The 19,522-nt window shown below is 67.4% G+C and carries 17 protein-coding genes; 7 read left to right on the forward strand and 10 right to left on the reverse strand.

Going from position 1 to position 19,522, the window contains the following annotated elements:
- Positions 1 to 93: 93 nt before the first annotated feature.
- Positions 94 to 801 carry a tyrosine-protein phosphatase gene (locus tag ABIE00_RS03390; protein WP_354256720.1) on the forward strand — a complete coding sequence of 236 codons (708 nt, stop codon included), beginning with the start codon at positions 94 to 96 and terminating at the stop codon, positions 799 to 801.
- Entirely contained in the window at positions 798 to 2,981 is a 2,184-nt protein-coding gene (locus tag ABIE00_RS03395) for a S1 family peptidase (RefSeq protein WP_354256723.1), read from the forward strand. The genes ABIE00_RS03390 and ABIE00_RS03395 overlap by 4 nt, the downstream gene beginning before the upstream one ends.
- Before the next feature lie 17 nt (positions 2,982 to 2,998).
- Here ABIE00_RS03395 and ABIE00_RS03400 read toward each other — a convergent pair whose 3' ends face one another.
- The 4 genes from ABIE00_RS03400 to ABIE00_RS03415 form a co-directional block, all read right to left on the reverse strand.
- Positions 2,999 to 3,295: an antibiotic biosynthesis monooxygenase family protein gene (locus tag ABIE00_RS03400; RefSeq protein ID WP_354256726.1), complete on the reverse strand. Its 297-nt coding sequence runs from the start codon at positions 3,293 to 3,295 to the stop codon at positions 2,999 to 3,001.
- A gap of 84 nt (positions 3,296 to 3,379) precedes the next feature.
- A complete protein-coding gene (locus tag ABIE00_RS03405) occupies positions 3,380 to 4,708 on the reverse strand; it encodes a choice-of-anchor Q domain-containing protein (RefSeq protein ID WP_354256729.1) in 1,329 nt (442 codons plus the stop codon).
- Positions 4,709 to 4,883: 175 nt separating this feature from the next.
- Entirely contained in the window at positions 4,884 to 5,633 is a 750-nt protein-coding gene (locus ABIE00_RS03410) for an ABC transporter permease (protein WP_354256732.1), read from the reverse strand.
- A 93-nt stretch (positions 5,634 to 5,726) separates the two neighbouring features.
- Positions 5,727 to 6,152 carry a PaaI family thioesterase gene (locus ABIE00_RS03415; protein WP_354256735.1) on the reverse strand — a complete coding sequence of 142 codons (426 nt, stop codon included), beginning with the start codon at positions 6,150 to 6,152 and terminating at the stop codon, positions 5,727 to 5,729.
- 137 nt (positions 6,153 to 6,289) lie between these two features.
- Here ABIE00_RS03415 and paaZ point away from each other — a divergent pair, with 137 nt between their 5' ends.
- Both paaZ and ABIE00_RS03425 read left to right on the forward strand, forming a co-directional pair.
- Positions 6,290 to 8,401 carry a phenylacetic acid degradation bifunctional protein PaaZ gene (gene paaZ / locus ABIE00_RS03420; RefSeq protein ID WP_354256738.1) on the forward strand — a complete coding sequence of 704 codons (2,112 nt, stop codon included), beginning with the start codon at positions 6,290 to 6,292 and terminating at the stop codon, positions 8,399 to 8,401.
- A gap of 193 nt (positions 8,402 to 8,594) precedes the next feature.
- Positions 8,595 to 9,002 (forward strand): VOC family protein, encoded by a 408-nt coding sequence (locus ABIE00_RS03425; RefSeq protein WP_331572255.1) that lies wholly within the window; start codon positions 8,595 to 8,597, stop codon positions 9,000 to 9,002.
- A gap of 134 nt (positions 9,003 to 9,136) precedes the next feature.
- On the opposite strand, the gene ABIE00_RS03430 is transcribed toward ABIE00_RS03425, so the two are convergent.
- A complete protein-coding gene (locus ABIE00_RS03430) occupies positions 9,137 to 9,970 on the reverse strand; it encodes a DUF427 domain-containing protein (RefSeq protein WP_354256743.1) in 834 nt (277 codons plus the stop codon).
- A 66-nt stretch (positions 9,971 to 10,036) separates the two neighbouring features.
- Complete coding sequence (locus ABIE00_RS03435; RefSeq protein WP_354256746.1) at positions 10,037 to 10,651, reverse strand: TetR/AcrR family transcriptional regulator; 615 nt, start codon at positions 10,649 to 10,651, stop codon at positions 10,037 to 10,039.
- A 319-nt stretch (positions 10,652 to 10,970) separates the two neighbouring features.
- Here ABIE00_RS03435 and ABIE00_RS03440 point away from each other — a divergent pair, with 319 nt between their 5' ends.
- Positions 10,971 to 13,160, forward strand: coding sequence for a multicopper oxidase family protein (locus tag ABIE00_RS03440; protein ID WP_354256749.1), 2,190 nt, complete (start codon positions 10,971 to 10,973; stop codon positions 13,158 to 13,160).
- 90 nt (positions 13,161 to 13,250) lie between these two features.
- Here the strand turns inward: ABIE00_RS03440 and paaK are convergent, their stop codons facing one another.
- The 4 genes from paaK to ABIE00_RS03460 are packed head-to-tail and all read right to left on the reverse strand — an operon-like array spanning position 13,251 to position 15,941.
- Entirely contained in the window at positions 13,251 to 14,618 is a 1,368-nt protein-coding gene (gene paaK / locus ABIE00_RS03445; RefSeq protein WP_354256753.1) for a phenylacetate--CoA ligase PaaK, read from the reverse strand.
- 10 nt (positions 14,619 to 14,628) lie between these two features.
- Complete coding sequence (gene paaI, locus ABIE00_RS03450) at positions 14,629 to 15,072, reverse strand: hydroxyphenylacetyl-CoA thioesterase PaaI (RefSeq protein ID WP_331572265.1); 444 nt, start codon at positions 15,070 to 15,072, stop codon at positions 14,629 to 14,631.
- A gap of 36 nt (positions 15,073 to 15,108) precedes the next feature.
- A complete protein-coding gene (locus ABIE00_RS03455; RefSeq protein ID WP_354256756.1) occupies positions 15,109 to 15,669 on the reverse strand; it encodes a CPBP family intramembrane glutamic endopeptidase in 561 nt (186 codons plus the stop codon).
- Positions 15,645 to 15,941: a hypothetical protein gene (locus ABIE00_RS03460; protein ID WP_354256759.1), complete on the reverse strand. Its 297-nt coding sequence runs from the start codon at positions 15,939 to 15,941 to the stop codon at positions 15,645 to 15,647. The genes ABIE00_RS03455 and ABIE00_RS03460 overlap by 25 nt, the downstream gene beginning before the upstream one ends.
- Positions 15,942 to 16,208: 267 nt before the next feature.
- On the opposite strand from ABIE00_RS03460, the gene pta reads away from it, so the two are divergent.
- Positions 16,209 to 18,350 carry a phosphate acetyltransferase gene (pta, locus tag ABIE00_RS03465; protein ID WP_354256762.1) on the forward strand — a complete coding sequence of 714 codons (2,142 nt, stop codon included), beginning with the start codon at positions 16,209 to 16,211 and terminating at the stop codon, positions 18,348 to 18,350.
- An 8-nt stretch (positions 18,351 to 18,358) separates the two neighbouring features.
- Positions 18,359 to 19,513, forward strand: coding sequence for an acetate kinase (locus ABIE00_RS03470; RefSeq protein WP_354256765.1), 1,155 nt, complete (start codon positions 18,359 to 18,361; stop codon positions 19,511 to 19,513).
- Positions 19,514 to 19,522 lie beyond the last annotated feature (9 nt).

Here is a 19,522-nt window from a genome sequence, read left to right on the forward strand (position 1 = left end):
GTCCGGCAGTCCAGGCGCCCGGGAGTCCGCTATCCGCCGCAACTTGAGACGAAACCCGTGCGGCTGCCGGGGCAGGTGTGGTTAGCTGGCTCCGTGAACGCGAGGGGACAGATCAGCTGGGACGGGGCGGTGAATGCCTGGCTCGTGGCTGGCTCCGTGTACCGGATGGGTCGGCGGGAATGGCTCACCGAGGCAGGCTGGAAGGAAGCCTACCGCGACGGCATCCGCACGATCATTGACCTCCGGAACCCCGGCGAACGGCAGCGCCGGCCTAGCGATCCGGACGTGGGCGCGGCACTCGACGTGTTCGACGTCGTCCTGGCACCCACCGAGGATCCGGAGCACCCTGAGTTCAAGGCCCTGTGCGACCCCTACCTGAACGATCCCGCACACTATGCCGCCAACGCACGACTCTTTCCTGACAGGCTCGCCGCCGTGTTCAAGGCCATCGCCGCCGCGCCGGGCGGCGTGGTGATCCACTGCTCGGCCGGCAGGGACCGCAGCGGCATGATCGCGGCCATGCTCCAGGACCTCGCCGGGGCCAGCGATGCCGAGATCGTGGCAAGCTACCAGGCCGCCATGCGCAGCATCAACGAACGCCACCGGACCATGTGGCCGCCCCATCCGCACGAACGCTACCTCGACGAAGAAACCCTTGCCCCGCTCCTGGAGACCCGCGGCGCCAAGGTCCTGGACTTCGTGCGGGAGCTCAACACCCACGAATTCCTGCTGCGCAACGGCGTCACCGAGCCGGAGCTGGAAGCGGTGCTGGCCGCGCTCGGCGCCAGGGTTGCCCTGTGACTTCTCCGGCACCCGTCCGGGCACTCCGGCGCGCACTCGCCCTGTCGGCCGCGGTGGCGCTGGGCGTCCCGCTCGCGTCAGGGCCCGCTTACGCTGCCTTGGAAAGCACGACGACGGCGGAGGCCGGCGATGCTGTCGCCTCGCCGGCGGTGCCGTCCCCGGCTGCGGATCCGGCAGAGCCGGCCACGGGCACATCGGCGACGGGCACAGGGGCGTCTGGCACAGCGGCGGCCGGCACAGCGGCGTCTGGCACGGCGGCGTCTGGCACAGCGGCCGCCGGCGCATCGGCGGCGGGCCTTGCCGAGGCCGTTGCGCGCGATCTGGGCATGACTCTCCAGGAGTTCAACGCCGCAGGGGAGCAGGGCAAGCGTGCGGCAGCGGCCCTGGACACACTCCGCAAGGTCGCTGGCTTCGACGGAATTGGGCTGCACGGCGGCAGGATCGTGGTTTCAGGTACCGGCCCCGCCCTGGCCAAGGCTGTGGATGCACTCAACGCGGCCGGCTCCGCGGGCCGCGAAGAGTTCGTGCTCGCTGCCCCGGAGCCGGCGGCCGGGAACGCCGCGGCCGGGCAAACCGTAAAGGACCTTCGTGCCGCGAGCGTCCAGCAGCTTTACCAGGCGTACCTCCGCGACGTGGGGCCGGCGGGGCTCCAGGCTGTGGCGGAGGCAAACGGCAAGTTCATCATCCGCACCGGCGGGGTAAACGAGCCCCAATCAGACGGTGCCGATCCCACGGCCAGCCAGGCTCCGGCGCCGGCCGGCCCGGTGAACGGCGGGCGGCTGTCGCCGTCGGAATTCGTGGAGCAGTATGCGAACGTGGTCCTCGAGTCCGGCGAACCGCTGGCCCCGCAGGAGGACTTTTTCGGCGGACAGGGGTACCGGGTCGACGGCGGGGTGGTCTGCTCCGCCGGCTTCAGCGCGTTCAGCCCCGATGGCAAGCCCCTGGTCCTCACCGCCGGCCACTGTGCCGACGACGGCGCCGCCCGGCTCGCCGAGGTGACCTTGCCGGCCGGGGACCCTGCCGGCGGATTCGCCGCCGACAATGCGGTCACCGGCGAACTTGGGACGTTCGGCTTCAGCCAGTTCGGCGGGCCCGGGAACTCGACGGTCGCGGACCCGGAGAATCCGGGCACGCCGGGGAACGACATCGCGGTCATCGGGTCCATCCGGCCGGACCTCGACCCGCTCCCGGCCGCCACCACCTGGCAGAACGCCAGCAGCCTCGGGACCGGTTCCGTGAAGATCGTGGGAATGGCGTCGCCTTTTGTGGGGCAGGCCGTCTGCCGTTCCGGGCGGACCGCCGGTTGGTCGTGCGGCACCGTGGATGAGGTGGGGATCTACATCGTGGGCGGCGGTTCTGGGGACCCGGCCGACCTGCGGTCCTTCAGCGGCTTCCTCTCCACGTCCGTGCAATCCAGCGGTGGTGATTCCGGCGGGCCGTGGATCAGCGGAAACTACGCCGTGGGCACGCACTCGGCGGGCAACTCAAATGACTCCACCGAGAATTTCGCCGTAGCGGCCACGCTGCAGGATTCGATGTCCGTGCTCCCGGGCGTGCAGCTCAGGCTGTTCCTGAACAGGCCGGTCCTGGCGGGTTCGCTTCCGGCAGGGCCGGTCGCTCCGGGTCAGCGGATCACCGGCCGGCTGGCCACTGCCCCGGCCACCGATGTTCCGGCCGGAACCCGGGTCCGGGTCAGCTTCCGGGGCAGCGAACCTTTCGACGTGGGCGTCGACGCCGCGGGGAATTGGGCCTTCAGCGCGCCCGGCTCCGCAACACAGTTCACTGTGCAGACGATGAATGGGTTCAGCCGCTCCGAGCTGAGCAGCTTCAGCACAGCTCCTACGCAGACCAACGGAGGTCCCGACGCCGGCACCCCGGACCCCGCCGGGTCGCCGGCTGCGTCCCCGCCGGCCTCGGCACAGGGCGGCGAGCCCGCGGTACTTGAGCCCGCGGTACTCGAGCCCGCACCGGAGCCGTCCGTGGTGGCCGTTCTTCCTGCTGCCGGCCCCGCCGCAGCCGCAGGACCCGACGGTGCTGCGGTCCCGGACCCTAATGCGGTGCCGCCCATGCTTGCCGACACGGGGGTCTCGGGCCTGACGGCCGCCGTTTCGGGGGCGGGAGCGGCTCTGCTGCTCGGCGTCGTATTGCTGGTGGTCGTGCGCCGCCGCGGCAGGGGTTAGCCCCGGCAAGGAGAAGCTCAGCCGATGGTGGCGGCTTCGTCCAGCGTATGCGGCTCGAAGTGCTCGATGATGTCGCGGATCGACGCCAGTCCCTCGGTGAACGTGGCCGACGACCGCCACTGTTCCACCTGCTCGAGCGATGCCCACGGCCCGGTACTGATGAAGCGGTTAGGGACATCGCGGTCGCGCATCAGAAGGCCCCGGCCGCCCGGATAATCCTTGTGGGTTTTGTCGGCCATGTCCTTCCAGGCCTTCACGAAGTCGTCCTCGCGCCCCGGCTTCATGAGCCAGATACCCATTGTGTACACAGACACATCCACCACCTCCATTGGTGTGCAGAGCGGATACCTGATTATCTGCCTGCCGTACGGCGGGCGGAAGGGCTGACGTACCCTGCGCTAACAGTTGGACGGCTTGTATTCGTAAGCGCCGGCGTCGGCCTGTCCGGATCCAGAGCATTGGCCGTTCTGCGGAACGGAAGCCTGGTCCAGGTCCACCCCGGAAGGGCTGCTGCCCGCGCGGTCGATCGCCGGGCTGCCGCCGGTGAGGTGGAGGTCGTCAGGGGGATTGACGAACTCTGCGGGAGCCGTCGTCGAACTGTTGTCCAACGGGACGTTGCTGGGGCCGTTGATCACGTTGGCCTGTTCCGTCCAGCCCGACCCGTCCAGCCACAGCGCGTCCCGCACGGCGACGAGGATGTTGGCCCGGATGACGGTCGAGGAGGGGCAGTTTGCATGGCACACCACGCCGCGCGAATGGCTGCCGTCCAGCCACACCGTGTTGAACTCGAAAATGGTGCCGTTCGTGGGTCCGAATTTTGTGTCCGGGCCGCGGATGATCAGGCCTGCGGCTTCGGCGCACTCCGCGCCGCACGAGGAACGGATCAGGTTGTAGCGGAAGACGTTCCCGTCGGCGGCCCCGTCAGAGCGCCCGATCTCAGAGAACACGTTGTTGTCGATGGCCTTGTTGTGGTGGATGTTGTTGCGGCTGCCGTTGTAGATCTCGAAGGCGCTTCCGTCCCGGCTGAAGTCATAGGAGGATGCCGTGGAGCCGGTGACAGTGTTGCCGGAGAACTCGTTATCGTTCCCGTTGATCAGCACGCCGAATGCGCCCGAATCGTCGGTGCAGTTGGCCGCCTCCGCAGTGCCGCACTTCGTTCCCGGGGTGTTGACGTTCATGACGTTGTTGTCCGTCAGGACATTGTTGGAGTAGTTGCCGAAGTCGGAGCCCGTGCCCACCTTGATTCCGGCGGTGTTGTCCGAGGCCTCGGAATTCTTCACCACCACGTGGTCGCCGTAGACGTTGAAGCCCGCGTACCCGCAGTTGGTGGCCCGCAGCCCGTCCACCTCGATGTAGCCGCCGTCCAGCCGGAAGCAGTTTCCGCCCTCCCCGCTGGTGATGGTGGGCAGGCTCCCGTTCCCGTAGCCATTCAGCCTGATCGACGACGCCGGTGTTCCGCTTTCCTCCAAAACGACGTTGCCGATCCACTCATCACCCCTGCGGAAACTGAGGGTCTCACCGGGCTTGAACGCCGTTTCATTGACTTTCATCAGCGACTGCCAGGGCGAATCCGGGGATGTCCCGGAGTTGGTGTCGCTCCCCTCGGCACTCACATAGTAGTGGGTAGACGGGGTTGTGGGGTTCGTCGCCGAGACGCAGCCCGCCAGCAGCACCAGCAAGAGGACAGCCGCCATTGCGGCGGCAGCCCTTGTGGAACGTGTGCTCATGATTGCACCTGCCGGGAGGCGGACAGTAGGGCCCGGCCCAGGAGTGCCGCTGCCTCTGGTCCGGAGCGGCCAGAGTATAGAGCGCCCGGCGCAATGTCAACGGAACGGGGGCAGGATCGAAAGGTGCGCGGTGGCACCCGGGGAGGGCCGCCGTCGTACTCCGGACTGCAGCCGCCTAGGTGAGCGGTGCGGGTCGAACCCGGACCGGGGCCAGCAGGCTGATGAGCAGGATGGCAGTGACCGATCCCGCGGCCATGATCGAGGCCAGCACCACGATTTGGAACCGGCCTGCCTCCAGCGGTGAAAGGCCGCCGAAGATCGCTCCGACGAAGGCTCCCGGCAGTGTCACCAGGCCCGTCGTCTTGGTCTGGTCCACGGTCGGAATGAGCGCGGAGTACACGGCGCCGCGGGCCATCTCGCGGGTGGCCTGCCTCGGAGTGGCACCCAGCGCGAGCCAGCCCTCCACCTGGTCCCAGCGGTCGATGACGGCCTCATTGAACCTGCGGCCCGCGAGCCCGGCAATCGCCATCGAATTGCCGACGACGATCCCGCCGATCGCCAGCGCGTAGCGGGAGGTGAACTCGATGGCTCCGGTGCCGAACACGATGACCAGTGCGGCGAGGATGCCGGCGGCCATCGAGCCGGCCACAACGGCGAGGCGCCGCCAGGACCAGGCGAGGCGGCGTGCGGCGGTAACGGCGGCGACGGTGAACATGACGCCCAGCGCCACGGCCACCCATTCGGCGCTGGCGATCACGGCACCGAGGATCAGGCTGACGGCGGCGAGTTGCGCGGCGCCGCGGAGGATGGCGAGGGCCGGTGCGAAGGCGTGCGGAACCCGGAATCCTTTGAGGACGGCGGCCGTCAGCGCCATCAGGAGGCCCACCGCGATCAGGGTGGGCGTCAGGCTGCCAAGCTCGGTCACCAGATCAGCCTAACCGGGCGGCTGTCCGGAAGGCTGTTGTCCGGAGGGAGGCTGCCCGGAGGGCGGCTGTCCGGCCGGAGACGGGTGCGGGCGTCAGGCCCGCGGGGCCAGCAGCATGTTGGTGATCCGCAGCGTGCACAGCCTCTGACCCGCTTCATTGGTGATCAGCACCTCGTGGGTGGTCAGGGTGCCGCCAAGGTGGATGGGCGTCGCCGTGATGGTGATGAGGCCGCTCCGTGCGGACCGGTGGTGCGTGGCGGAGACATCGACGCCGACGGCGGTCTTGCCGAGGGTGCTGGCGTGGATCACCGCGGCCCACGAACCCACCGCCTCACCCACCGCCAGCGAGGCGCCGCCGTGCAGCAGGCCGAACGATTGCCGGTTTCCCTCCACCGGCATGGTGGCCACGACGCGCTCGACGGACTCCTCGACGATCTTCACGCCCATCTTCTCGTCGAGCTCGCCGAGGGTGATCTTCCACAGGTCTGTCAGTTCCGTGTCGGGGGCGTCGGGCTTCATGGCTCTCCTTGGGTAGTGTGCGGTGCCTCTAGTGTGCAGCGGGGCACATTCATGTACTGTAGACATATTACCGAACGGACGGTCAGTAATGTTCTGGCCGGATCAGATTAGTCCCCCGTTGGAAGGACCCGTCAACGATGACCACCACCGCCGCAGCCCCCGAAGCCACCCTGGACACCGTGGAAACCGTCCCCAGTTTCGTGCAGGATTCCTGGTGGACTCCCGACGCCGGCTCGGCAGCTTCCGCTGTCGCCGTCCGAGATGCCAGCACGGGGGAGATCCTGGCCAAGGTGAGCACCGACGGGCTGGACCTGGCCGCCGTCGTGGATTACGGCCGCACCACGGGCCAGACGGAACTCGGCAAGCTGACCTTCCACCAGCGTGCCCTCAAGCTCAAGGAACTGGCCCAGTACCTGAACGCGCGCCGCGAGCATTTTTACGCGTTCTCCGCGCAGACCGGCGCCACCAAGATCGACTCGATGATCGACATCGACGGCGGCATCGGCGTGCTGTTCACCTTCGGATCCAAGGGCCGGCGCGAGCTGCCCAACGCCCAGGTGGTGGTGGACGGCCCCATGGAGGTGCTGTCCAAGGACGGATCGTTTGCCGGCGAGCACATCTACACCCGCATCCCCGGCGTCGCCGTGCAGATCAACGCGTTCAACTTCCCGGTCTGGGGCATGCTGGAAAAGCTCGCCCCCGCGTTCCTCGCCGGCGTCCCCACGATCGTCAAGCCGGCCACGCCCACGGGCTATGTCGCGGCGGCCGTGGTCAAGGCCATCATCGAATCCAACATCCTGCCCAAGGGATCGCTGCAGCTGATCTCCGGCTCGGTCCGCGGGCTGCTGGACGTGCTGGATTACCGCGACCTCGTGGCCTTCACGGGCTCGGCGGCCACCTCGCAGTCCCTCAGGTCGCACCCGAACGTGGTGCTGGGCGGCGTGCGGTTCACGTCCGAGACCGACTCGCTCAACGCCGCCATCCTGGGCCCGGACGCCGTGGAGGGCACGCCGGAGTTCGATGCCTTCATCAAGTCCGTCGTCACCGAGATGACGGTCAAGGCCGGCCAGAAGTGCACCGCGATCCGCCGCGCCATCGTGCCGCAGGATCTGGTGCCCGCCGTGGTTTCCGCCATCGGCGCCCGGGTGGAGCAGCGCGTGGTGCTGGGCGATCCCCGGGCCGAGGGCGTCACCATGGGTGCGCTTGCCTCCCTCGAGCAGCTCGCCGATGTCCGGGCTGCCGTGCAGTCCATGCTCGACGCCGGCGGTGAGCTGGCGTACGGAACGCTTGATTCGCCGTCGGTCACCAGCGCGGACGGCGCCACTGGCGTCATCGAAGGGGGCGCCTTCATGTCTCCCGTGGTGCTTAGCTGGGCTGACGCGGAGGCCGATCCGGTCCACTCCCTGGAGGCGTTCGGGCCGGTCTCCTCAGTGATCGGATACAAGGACATTCCCGACGCCGTCCGGCTTGCCGCCCGTGGCGGCGGGTCCCTGGTTGCCTCGGTCTGTACGAACGATCCGTCCGTGGCGCAGGAACTGGTCACCGGCATCGCGGCCCACCACGGCCGCGTGCTCATGCTGAACCGCGAGGACGCACGTTCGTCCACAGGCCATGGCTCTCCTGTCCCGCACCTGGTCCACGGCGGCCCGGGACGTGCCGGCGGCGGCGAGGAACTGGGCGGCATCCGCTCCGTGATGCACCACATGCAGCGCACCGCCATCCAGGGCTCGCCCAACATGCTGACCGCCGTGACCGGGATCTGGCACACCGGCGCCGACCGCAACTTCACCGTGGAGACCGAGGGCACCCACCCGTTCCGCAAGTCGCTGGAGACCCTGCGCATCGGCGACGCCGTCCGCTCGGACCTGCGGCAGGTGGCGCTCGAGGACATTTCCGCGTTCGCCAACTCAACCGGCGACACGTTCTACGCCCACACCAACCAGGAGGCCGCCGAGGCCAACCCGTTCTTCCCGGGCATCGTGGCGCACGGCTACCTGCTGCTGAGCTGGGCCGCGGGGCTGTTTGTGGAGCCTGCGCCGGGCCCGGTCCTGGCCAACTACGGCCTGGAGAACCTGCGCTTCATCACCCCTGTGGCTGCGGGCGATTCCATCCGGGTGACGCTGACCGCGAAGAAGATCACCCCGCGCGAGACCGACGAGTACGGCGAGGTGGCCTGGGACGCCGTCCTGACCAACCAGAACGACGACATCGTGGCTACCTACGACGTCCTCACCCTCGTGGAGAAGTAACCCGGACCCTCGCTCACATCCTGCAGGGTTTTCCGGGACCCTCCCTCAGGTCCTGCAGGGCTTTCCCGGACCCTCGCTCACATCCTGTCGGGTTTTTGGGGACGCGTCCTCAGGTCCTGCAGGGCGGGGCGGAATTTCGCCGGATCTTTCGGGGTTTTCCGGGCGTAAAATGACCCCCGTAGGAGGTGGCGAAATGACCCTAGCACTTAGAACAGCCACAACCGTCCTGCCTGTCGATGATCCGGACCGCGCCCGCGGATTTTACGCGGAAACGTTGGGCCTCCCACACCGTGGCAAGGCTGAGGATGGAAGCGATTTATTTGGCAACGCTGACGGCCCGATGCTGCAGCTGATGCCTGTGAAAGATGGAAAGCACTCCGAGCACACCACCTTGAGTTTCGAGGTCACCGATATTGAGCGGACCGTTCAGGACATGGAGTCCAGGGGCGTTCGGTTCCAGGACTATGACCTCCCCGATCTAAGGACCGATCACCACATCTGTACAACCGACGCCGAGAAATGCGCCTGGTTCATGGACACCGAAAACAACATCCTCTGCATTCACGAGAGGCTCGGAACACAGGCTGAGTATCAGCTCTGATCCGCCGCACCGCCGCAGGTTCCCAAACCCTTCCTCGCCTAGCTGAGGAAGGGTTTGGTTTTTAGTGGCGAAAGGTGAGGAGGCGTCCGGGAGGAGCCGGCGAGAGCTGAGGAAGGGTTTGGTTTTGGTCGGCGTCAGGACCAGGGGGTGACCGGGTGGTCCTGCCGCTCGCCGTCCACGTACACGTCGGCGCGCTCGTTGAAGAAGCAGACCAGGCCGTGGATCTGCCGGGCGTCAATGAACCGCGAATCATAGGCCCAGGCGATGTTCCTGCCCTTGGACGATTCAGGGTAACTCCAGTACCTGGCCTCGCCCTTGTAGGGGCAGATGGTCCGGTGCGGGCTGGCCTCCAGCAGGTCCAGCCGGACGTCCTCGGGCGGGATGTAGTACCGCACGGGAAGCAGCGTCTCATACAGCAGCTGGGCGCCGACGGTGTCGGCGAGCGCCACGCCGTCGAGCTTTACTTCGATGTGCCGGAGCGTGGCGCGGACGTCCACGCGGTGGAACGGGTCCCGCGGGTGGCCGATGATTTCCTCGTGGTCCTCGAGCCAGTGAAACGCGCCGAAGTCCAGGATGACGTACCCTTCGAGATCCGGATCAGAGGGCCGGAACGCCGCCCGCGGCACACTGAACGCGGACGCCACGACGTCGAGCTCCTCGCCGTCCGCCGTGTGCCGCCGGAACCCGGTCCGCGGGTCCAGCGCCTGCGGGGCGTCGGCCGACAGCCGGACGGGAAGCTCATCCGCCCCGCCGTCCCCCTCGGCCGCGGGCGGCTCGAGCCGCGCCAGCAGATCCTTCTCAGGCACGGCGTACACCGGGGTGACGCGTTTCGGTTCCCAGACCAGGAGGGCTTCCTGGGTGTCGACGACGGGACTTCCGTCGATGCCTGCACGGATCCTCTTGGAGGTGGGCTGGTACCGCAGATCTGGAAATGCGCCGAACAGCAGCTCCGACAGTTTGGTGGCCATGCATTCAGGGTGGGCACCCGGACGCCCGGCGTCAACGCCTAATTGTTGAGGGCCGGAGCCCTGGGCTCAGGCCTTCGCGTGCAGGCCGTCGAACGCCATGGTGATGACGTCGTCGGCCAGCTTTTCGGGTGAGAGCGAACCGCCGGGCTTGTACCACTCAACGATCGAGTTGATGGTTCCGAACAGGAGCCGTGTGACGGTGCGGGGGTCGATGTCCTGGCGCAGCGATCCCTCGTCGCGGGCGGCGGAGATCAGCCCCGCCACCTTGTGGTCGAAGGCGCGGCGGCGTTCCATGGCATTCCGCTCGATGTCCGTGTTGCCGCGCAGCCGCAGCAGCAGCGTGACGAAGGGCAGCCGCTCCACCAGCACGGCGATGGTCTGGCGCAGCACGAACTCCAGCCGCGCGTCCGCCGCCCCCGAGGTGGCCCCCGGCTGGTCCAGGATGGCCTCCAGGCCGCCGAGCGCATGGTCCAGGGCGAGCTTCAGCAGGTCGCCCTTGGACGGCACGTGATGGTAGATGGCCGACTTGGAGATGCCCAGGTTTTCGGCGAGGATGCCCATGGATGTGGCATCGTAGCCGTGGCGGTTGAAGACGTCGACGGCGATCAGCAGCACGGACTGCTGGTCGTAGCCCGGACGGCCGCGTTTGGTGGGTGCTGTGCTGGCTGCTGTACTCGGCATACGGGCTATTTTCTCATGAACGTTCGGTAATCCCGGCACGGGCGAAAACAACACGCCCCACAGTGCGGGCTCGTGGTGCGGCCCCGGGCATCCAGGACGGTCGGCAGACCGCCTATTCGGAGGGTCTGCGCGGTTGGCCATCAGTATTTTCCCAAGGTGCTGACCCCACAGTTTCGCCAGGGGAGTAGCGGCAGGAAAAGCTGGCCCGCAGGACAAGGAGGTCCCCGCGGCCGGGATTCGGTCTCATAACCAAACATATTGGGTTGACCGCCGGGGCAGTGGAGTTGGCACATGCCCCCATGCCAAGGAGGCGCAGACTATGTCTGATGAATCTGAGAACACCAACGGGCTGAGACGCCGCGCGCTGATACGCCTGGGCGCGGCCGGAGGAGCCGGCGCCGCGCTCGCGGCAGCACACACCTGGGCCAGCCCGCTGCTGGCCCGAAGTGGGCTCCTGTCGCCCGACGGCGCATTCGCCGCCACGTCAACAGCCCTGAGTGATGAGCTCTTCTACATTGAAAAGTACCCGACAAGCCCGTTGATCATTTCGCCGTTCAGCGATCCGCTGCCGATCCCGAAAGCGCTGGCGCCGGTAGCGAAATCGGTGGTGGATACGTGGAACAATCCGCCCGGACCCGGACCGGGCCAGCAGAACTCGCTGCGCAATGAGCAGCACCAGCTCTGGCCAGGCCGGATCGGCTATCCGGATCCCATTGTCTACAAGATCAACGTGCTGCTCCGGACCCACAAATTCACCACGTCGCAGGTGCTGCCGATCGACTCAGACGGCAATCCGACGCGGTCGTTCGACGCGCTCGGCAGAAGGATCGAAGCGGGCATCAAGCGCACGCTTCCGCTCAGCACCATCTACGGTTTTAACGGCACCTTTCCCGGGCCCATGATCAACGCTGAGTACGGCAAGCCGGTGCTGGTCCGGTTCGAGAACCACCTGGATGAGAACCCGCTCAATCTGGACCGCCAGGACTTCGGCTCACCGGACTGGTCCTTCCTGACCCACCTGCACAACGGCCACACGGCGCCGGAGAGCGACGGAAATCCGCACTACTCGATGACGGCCGGGCCGAAGCATCCGGGCTTCCGGCCGCAGATGTTCGTCGACAACCTGTACCTGAACTGGCCCGCCGGCGGCGACGACCGGGAGAAGCAAAGCTTCTTCTGGTTCCACGACCACACCATGGACCACACCGGCTCGAACGTCTACAAGGGCATGGTGGGCATCTATCCAATCTATGACCCGAAGAACGGCACGGACATGGGCGACGAACGCCAGGGCCTCCGGCTGCCCGGTGTCCGGACAAACAATCCGGACGGGTCATTCGACGTCAAGTACGACGTCCCGCTGGTCTTCTACGACTGCCGGCTGGATGACGGCGTCACCATCCACAAGGACATCCACGACGTCCAGGGCGAATTTCCGGCGGCCAAAAACCCGGCCACACATCCGGAATGGTGGGGCAAGACGTTCTACAAGCACTTTCCCAACCACGGGTTCGTGGGCGACATCTTCACCGTGAACGGCACCGCTTCTCCGGTCATGGAGGTGAAGCGGCGCAAATACCGCTTCCGGTTCCTTGACGCCTCGGTCTCCAGGATCTACGAGTTCAAGCTGATGAGCTCCACGCAGGGCCCCAAATCGTCGGCGTCACTCGGCTATCAGGACGACGAGCTGGAGGGTCAGTACCGCATCCCGGACGGGCAGCAGTGCATGCAGTTCACCCAGATAGCGTCCGACGGCGGGCTGTTGCCCGTACCGATCAAACGCGATTCCTTTGAGCTGTGGCCGGCCAAGCGACGTGAAGTGATCGTGGACTTCACGAAGTACCAGGACGGGACACCCACCACCAAGGGCGACGTCATCTACCTCACCAACGTGATGAAGATGCCCAACGGCCGCATGTGGAGCAACTCGTCCCGGTTCTTCCCCGATCCCAAGTACAGGGTCCCGGTGCTCAAGTTCGTGATCGGGGATACGGCGCCGGACGACAGCAGGATCCCCACGGCGCTCCGCCCACTGCCGCCGCTGCCGAGCAACTGGCAGACCATGCTGGACAACCGCATGATCTTTGAGGTGAAGCGCGGCAGCGTGGCCGGGGAGACCGAATGGCTGATCAACGGCAAGCCCTTTGATCCCGCGAAGGTGCTGGCGAGCCTTCCTAACCGGGCAGGCCGCACGCCGTTGGCCCAGCAGAAGACGGGCAGCTTCAATCTTTGGGAACTCCGCAACGGCGGTGGTGGCTGGGTGCATCCCTTCCACCTGCACATGGAGGAGCACCGGACCGTCATGCGCAACGGCAGGGACGTGACCCGCACCGTGGATCCGGGGCATCCGGACGACGTCTCCAAGGAAGACCTGACAGCGCTGGATCCGGGTGAGTCGGTGATCGTCTATCGCGGCTTCCGCGACTTCGTGGGCCCGTATGTGGCGCACTGCCACAACCTGGCCCACGAGGACCACGCCATGATGTTCGGCTGGGAGATCACGCCCTGACCGGGAACCTGAACCAGGGCGCCAAGAAAAGTGCGGGCCGGGACCCGTCCTCGGACGGATCCCGGCCTGCAGTGCTCGGCGGCCGGTGGCCTACCCCTTCGGGCGCAGGTCGTAGATCCGGCGCAGCTTGCCGTTGGAACGCTCGAGCGAGCCGGGTTCCACCACATCCACGGTGCACGAAGAACCCACGTGGATCTTGATCTGTTCGCGCAGGGTGCGGGCCGCCGTCGTGCTGTCCTGGGCCGTGACATTGTCACGGCGCTCGATTTTTACTGTCAGTTGGTCCATCCGCTGGCCCTCGGGCCGGGTGAGCTCGAGCTGGAAGTGCGGGCTGAGCTCGGGGATGCGCAGCGCGATTTCCTCGATCTGGGACGGGAAGAGGTTCACGCCGCGGAGGATGATCATGTCGTCGCTGCGGCCGGTGATGCGTCCCATCCGGCGGTGCGCCGGGCGGGCGGTGCCCGGAAGCAGGCGGGTGAGGTCCTTGGTGCGGTAGCGGATGATCGGCAGGGCTTCCTTCGTGAGCGAGGTGAACACCAGTTCGCCGTGCTCGCCGTCGCCCAGCACGTTCTCCTTGCCCGGTGCGGGGCTGAAGGGGTCGATGATCTCCGGCCGGAAGTGGTCCTCCCAGATGTGGCTGCCGTCCTGGGTCTCCACACATTCGCCCGCGACACCGGGGCCCATGACCTCGGAGAGCCCGTAAATATCACAGGCCTTGATGTTCATGGTGACCTCGAGCTCGTGGCGCATCTCCTGCGTCCACGGCTCGGCGCCGAGCACCGCGTACTTCAGCGAGGTGGACGTGGGGTCGATTCCCATGTGGGCCATGGCATCGGCGATGGTCAGCAGGTACGTGGGCGTGGCCAGGATGGCGTCGGGCTTGAAGTCCTGGATCAGCTGGATCTGGCGCTCGGTCTGGCCGCCGGACATCGGAATCACGGTGCAGCCGAGGGCCTCGGCGCCGGCGTGGGCACCCAGCCCGCCGGTAAACAGGCCGTACCCGTACGCGTTGTGGACCTTCATGCCGGGGCGGACACCGGACGCGCGCAGGCAGCGGGCCACCAGTTTGGCCCAGTCGGCAAGGTCCTGCTTGGTGTACCCGACGACGGTGGGCCGGCCCGTGGTCCCCGAACTCGCATGCACGCGCGCCACCTCGCTCTGCGGGACGGCGAACATCCCGAACGGGTATTCCTGACGCAGGTCCTCCTTGGTGGTGAAGGGGAAGTTGCCGAGGTCGGCGAGTTCACGCAGGTCTGAAGGGTGGATGCCGGCATCGTCGAACTTGCGCTTGTACAGCGGAACGCGGTCGTAGGCATACGCGATGGTGTGCTGAAGCCGGCTGAGCTGCAGCGTCTCGAGCTCGTCCCGGGACATCATTTCCTCGGGGTCGAGGACGGCGTCGGTGGGCGTGGCGACAGTGGGAGCGGCGACGGCGGGTTCAGGGACGTGGAGGGTCATGATCTGCTTCCTACTTCTTGGGGATGGTACGGCTGCGTCCACGGAACTCTGCAATGAGTTCCCCCGGCAGCTGGGCTCCGGGATCGGCAGCGAAGATCTGGATGTCGTAGAGGCCACTGCGGCCCGCACTTGAGCGGCGGTCTGCGACGGCGGTGATCACCTGGCCCTGGTAGGCCGGCTTGAGGAAGTTGATGTCGACGCCGGCAGCAACGGTGATGCTGTCAGGGTCGGCGGGCGACGCGGGGTTGCAGGCCAGGGCGAAGGCGGAGTCCGCGAAGGCGAAGATCATTCCGCCGTGCGCCATTCCGAAGCCGTTGAGCATTTCCTGCCGGAGGGTCATCCGGATGGTTGCGTGGCCGTCGCTGAGGGTGAGGACTTCTATGCCCATCCATTCCGAGGCGTAGTCGTTCTCAAGGATGTGGTGGGCCACACCGGGGATTGCCGTTTCAGCCATGCGTCGTTGCCTCCAGCTTTATTTACCGAATGTTCATTAGGTAATCCCATGGGAGGGGGTCGTGTCAAGGGTGCGGGCCAGCCGGGCAGGCCCGGCGACGGCGATGACCACCAGTGCTGCCAGGACGTGCAGGAGCGCAACGGTCCACCACAGAGTGAGGTAATCGGGCCCCAGCAGGGCGGGAAACACGAGGGCCCCGGAGGTGTTGAACGCGGCGTGGAAGACCATGCAGATGGGGACGCTGCCACTGCTGTTGTAGAGCCAGGCCAGCAGTACGGACTGCGCCAGGACCATCAGCAGGAACGGCAGCGCCGGCCGCTGCCCGGTGGGATCCGACAGCAGCTCGGGCAGGTGCCATGCCGCCCACACCAGCCCGAGGAGCAGTGCCGCCGACAGGGCCGGGCGGTTCTGTTGAAGCAGCGGAAGGGCATAGCCTCGCCAGCCCAGCTCCTCGAAGAGGCCCACGGTCAGCAGCGTGAACGCGAAGGAGCCGAGCAGCATGAACCAGCCGGGGTTCGGGCCGAGCTCCGGAGCGGGCGCGCCGCCGGACACCGTGAGGCCCGTCGCCACCGTCACCAGCAGGCACGGAAGTCCCAAGGCGGCCAGGTACCAGCGGCTGCCACGCGCCAGCGCGCCAGCTGCCGGAGCAGCTGCTGCAGCTCGGCCTTGCCGCCGGCGAGGAAGGCGGTGATCGCCGCGGCCACGGCGGGCCCGAACGGGATCAGGGGCGAGCTGTTCGGGTTCAGGAGCGTCAGCGGCCACACCAGCCATGAAATCGCGAAGGCCAAAACGAAGAACAGCGGAAGCCGGTGGCCGGCGGGCCAGGCGGATCCTGCGGAAACGGCGGCAGCGCGGCCAGCTCTGTTCATCGGGACCACCATCGTTCAGGACGTTTGCAGCCGGGGACCCCGCTGTTCGGTGCCGTGCTGCGGATGGGCCGGTCCCGGGGCGCTGGCCCACTCCGGGTCCGGGACGGCGAAGGTGCGCCGACGTGGCAATCAACACCATTGTGTGCTCCCGGAAGCGCGGCAACAAGTGAAAGTATGGGGGAGGACCGCCTCGGCGCGTCCACTCAGAACACCGGCACGTCCAATGCAGCACGTTCCACGCGGGAGCTTCCAACCAGAGGACAGATCATGGCCAAAGGGATATATGTCAGCGCGACCACTCCGGGATCGGGGAAGTCGCTCATAGCGCTGGGCCTGGCGGACACGCTCCACCGGCACGCGGACCGGATCGGATTCTTCAAACCCGTGGTCCACGGCGACGAGGCCGGAGCGGATCCCATGGTGGCACTCATGAAGTCCCGCTTCGACCTCGACGACCAGCGCTGCCGCGGCGGCCTGACGTTCACCGAGGTCCGCGGCCTGCTCGCCGAGGGCCGGCGCGAGGACATTGACTCCCGCTGCGTGGAGATCTTCGCCGAGATGGGCCGGCACTGCGACGTCATCATCGTGGAGGGAACGGACCTTACCGGCCACGACGCCGCCGTCGAATTCGACCTCAACGCCCGCCTGGCGAACAACCTGGCCGCGCCCATCGTCGCAGTGGTGGGCGCCAAGGGGCGCACCGTGGCGGAAGCCGCGGCCGCCGTCGACGTCGCCCGCAAGGAGCTCGCCGCCGAGAAGTGCTCGCTGCTGGCCATGATGGTGAACCGCGCCGACCCGGCGGACGTGGAGGCCATCATTGCCGCCGTGAAGCCGGGAGCGTCCGGCCGGCCCGTCTACGTCTTCCCGGAGCTGGAGGACATCGCCCGGCCCACCACCGGCGAGGTGGGTACCGCGCTGGCACTGCGGCAGATCGCCGGCCGCGCGGACATGGAGCGGGACGTCCGTGACGTCAAGGTCGCCGCCATGAATGTGGGCAACTTTTTGAACGTGCTCGACGACGGCGCGCTGGTGATCGTGCCCGGCGACCGGGCGGACGTGATGGTGGCCTGCCTGGCGTCGTCGTTCTCGCCCGAGTTCCCGGTGCCGTCCGGGCTGATCCTCACTGGCGGCCTGGCCCCGGACGCCAACATCTACCCGCTGCTGGCCTCCGCGCCGTTCCCGGTGTTCGCCACGGACGATGACACGTACACCACGGCGCGGCGCGTGTCCGAGGTGCGCAGCGAAATCTGGAGCGGCCACCGGCGCAAGGTGGCCTCCGCGCTGGGCCTGTGGTCCCGGCAGGTGGACGAGGCCGAGATGCTCGAGCGCCTGCACCTGCCCCGCGCCGAGAGGATGACCCCGCTGCGGTTCCTGCACGACCTGATCGAGCGGGCCCGCTCGCAGCGCCGCCACATCGTGCTGCCGGAGGGCAAGGACATCCGGATCCTGAAGGCCGCCGAGATCCTGCACCGCCGGGACGTGTGCGACCTGACGCTGCTGGGGCGGGAAGCCGACATCCGGGAACTTGCAGCCAGCCGGGGCATCGACCTTTCCGGGATCAACATCGTGGACCCCGCGACCTCCGAGCTGCGCCAGGACTTCGCCGCCAGGTATGCCGAACTCCGGGCCCACAAGGGCGTCGACCTGGCCCGGGCACTGGAGGTCATGCAGGACGAAAGCTACTTCGGCACCATGATGGTGCAGCTGGGCGTGGTGGACGGCATGGTGTCCGGCGCCGCACACACCACGGCCCACACCATCCGGCCGGCCTTGGAGTTTGTGAAGACCCGGCAGGGCGTGAAGATCGTCTCCTCGGTGTTCCTGATGCTCATGCCGGACCGGGTACTGGTCTACGGCGACTGTGCGGTGAACCCGGATCCGAACGTGGAGCAGCTCGCGGACATCGCGCTGGCCTCGGCCGAGACCGCTTCCCAGTTTGGGGTGGAGCCCCGGGTTGCCATGCTGTCCTACTCCACCGGCGGCTCCGGCTCGGGGTCTGCGGTGGAAGAGGTCCGGCAGGCCACCGACCTGGTGCGTGAGCGCCGCCCGGATCTCGCCGTCGAAGGCCCCATCCAGTACGACGCCGCCGTGGACGCCTCCATCGCCGAGTCCAAGATGCCGGGCTCGTCCGTGGCCGGGCAGGCGACCGTGTTCATCTTCCCGGACCTGAACACCGGCAACAACACGTACAAGGCGGTGCAGCAGAGTTCCGGAGCGGTCGCCGTCGGGCCTGTCCTGCAGGGGCTTCGCAAGCCCGTCAACGACCTGTCCCGCGGCTGCACCGTGGAGGACATCGTGAACACTGTCGCCATCACCGCCATCCAGGCGCAGAGCCTGGCCGCCCCGGCGGAACCGTCTGCCGCCGGATCCGGTACCGAACCGTCCGCCGTTTCAGCAGCCCAGGCTTAGGAGGCCCCATGCTCGTGCTCGTCATCAACTCCGGCTCGTCCTCGCTCAAGTACCAGGTGCGCGACGTCGCCGAAGGCAGTGTCCTCACCGAAGGGCTGATCGAGCGGATCGGCGTGTCCAACGGCGGCCAGGGCGACGGCGAGGTGGTGGGCCCGGCGGACCATGCCGAGGCACTCGAGCAGGTGGACGCGGCCATCCACGAGGTGCTGGGCGGCAGGCAACTGGACGCGGTGGGGCACCGGGTGGTGCACGGCGGCGAGCGGTTCGGCGAGCCGGTGCTGATCGACAACGAGATCACCCGGGCCATCGAACGGCTGAACCCTCTGGCGCCGTTGCACAATCCCGCGAACGTGCTGGGCATCCGGGCCATCACCAAGAAGTGGCCGGACATGCCGCAGGTGGCCGTGTTCGACACAGCCTTCCACCGCAGCCTGCCCGAGCACGCCTGGCGCTACGCCGTTCCCGACGAGCTCTACACCAGCCACGGGATCCGCCGGTACGGCTTCCACGGGACCTCGCACGAATACGTCACCAACCGGGCTGCCGCGCTGCTGGATATCCCGGTGGAGGAGTTCGACGGCGTGATCGCCCACCTCGGCAACGGCGCCTCCGTCACGGCGATCCACGGCGGCAAATCCGTGGACACGTCCATGGGGTTCACGCCGTTGGAGGGGCTGGTCATGGGGACCCGCTCCGGCGACCTGGACCCGTCCATCCTCGTGTTCCTGGCCCGCACCGGCTGGAACGCCGAGGACCTCGATTCGATGCTGAACCGCGAGTCCGGGCTCAAGGGTCTCGCGGGCAACAACGACATGCGCTCTGTGGTGGAGGCGGCCGAATCCGGTGATTCCCGGGCGGCCACCGCCCTCGCGGTGACCTCGTACCGGCTGGCAAAGTACATCGGCGGTTACCACGTGGCAGTTGGCGGGGCCAAGGCGCTGGTGTTCACGGCCGGGATTGGCGAGAACTCGCACCAGTTCCGTGCACTGGTGGGGGAGCGGCTGGGTGCGCTGGGCATCGAGCTCGACGCCGGGCTGAACAGTGAGCGGTCCAAGGAACCCCGGGTGATTTCCACCGAAGCCTCCGCCATCCCTGTCCTGGTGGTGCCCACTGACGAGGAGCGCGCCATCGCCGAGGCCACTGCAGCGGTCGTCGGCGGTTAGTTGCTCGGC

Origin of the sequence: Arthrobacter sp. OAP107 (assembly GCF_040546765.1) — a bacterium.
Classification (GTDB): domain Bacteria; phylum Actinomycetota; class Actinomycetes; order Actinomycetales; family Micrococcaceae; genus Arthrobacter.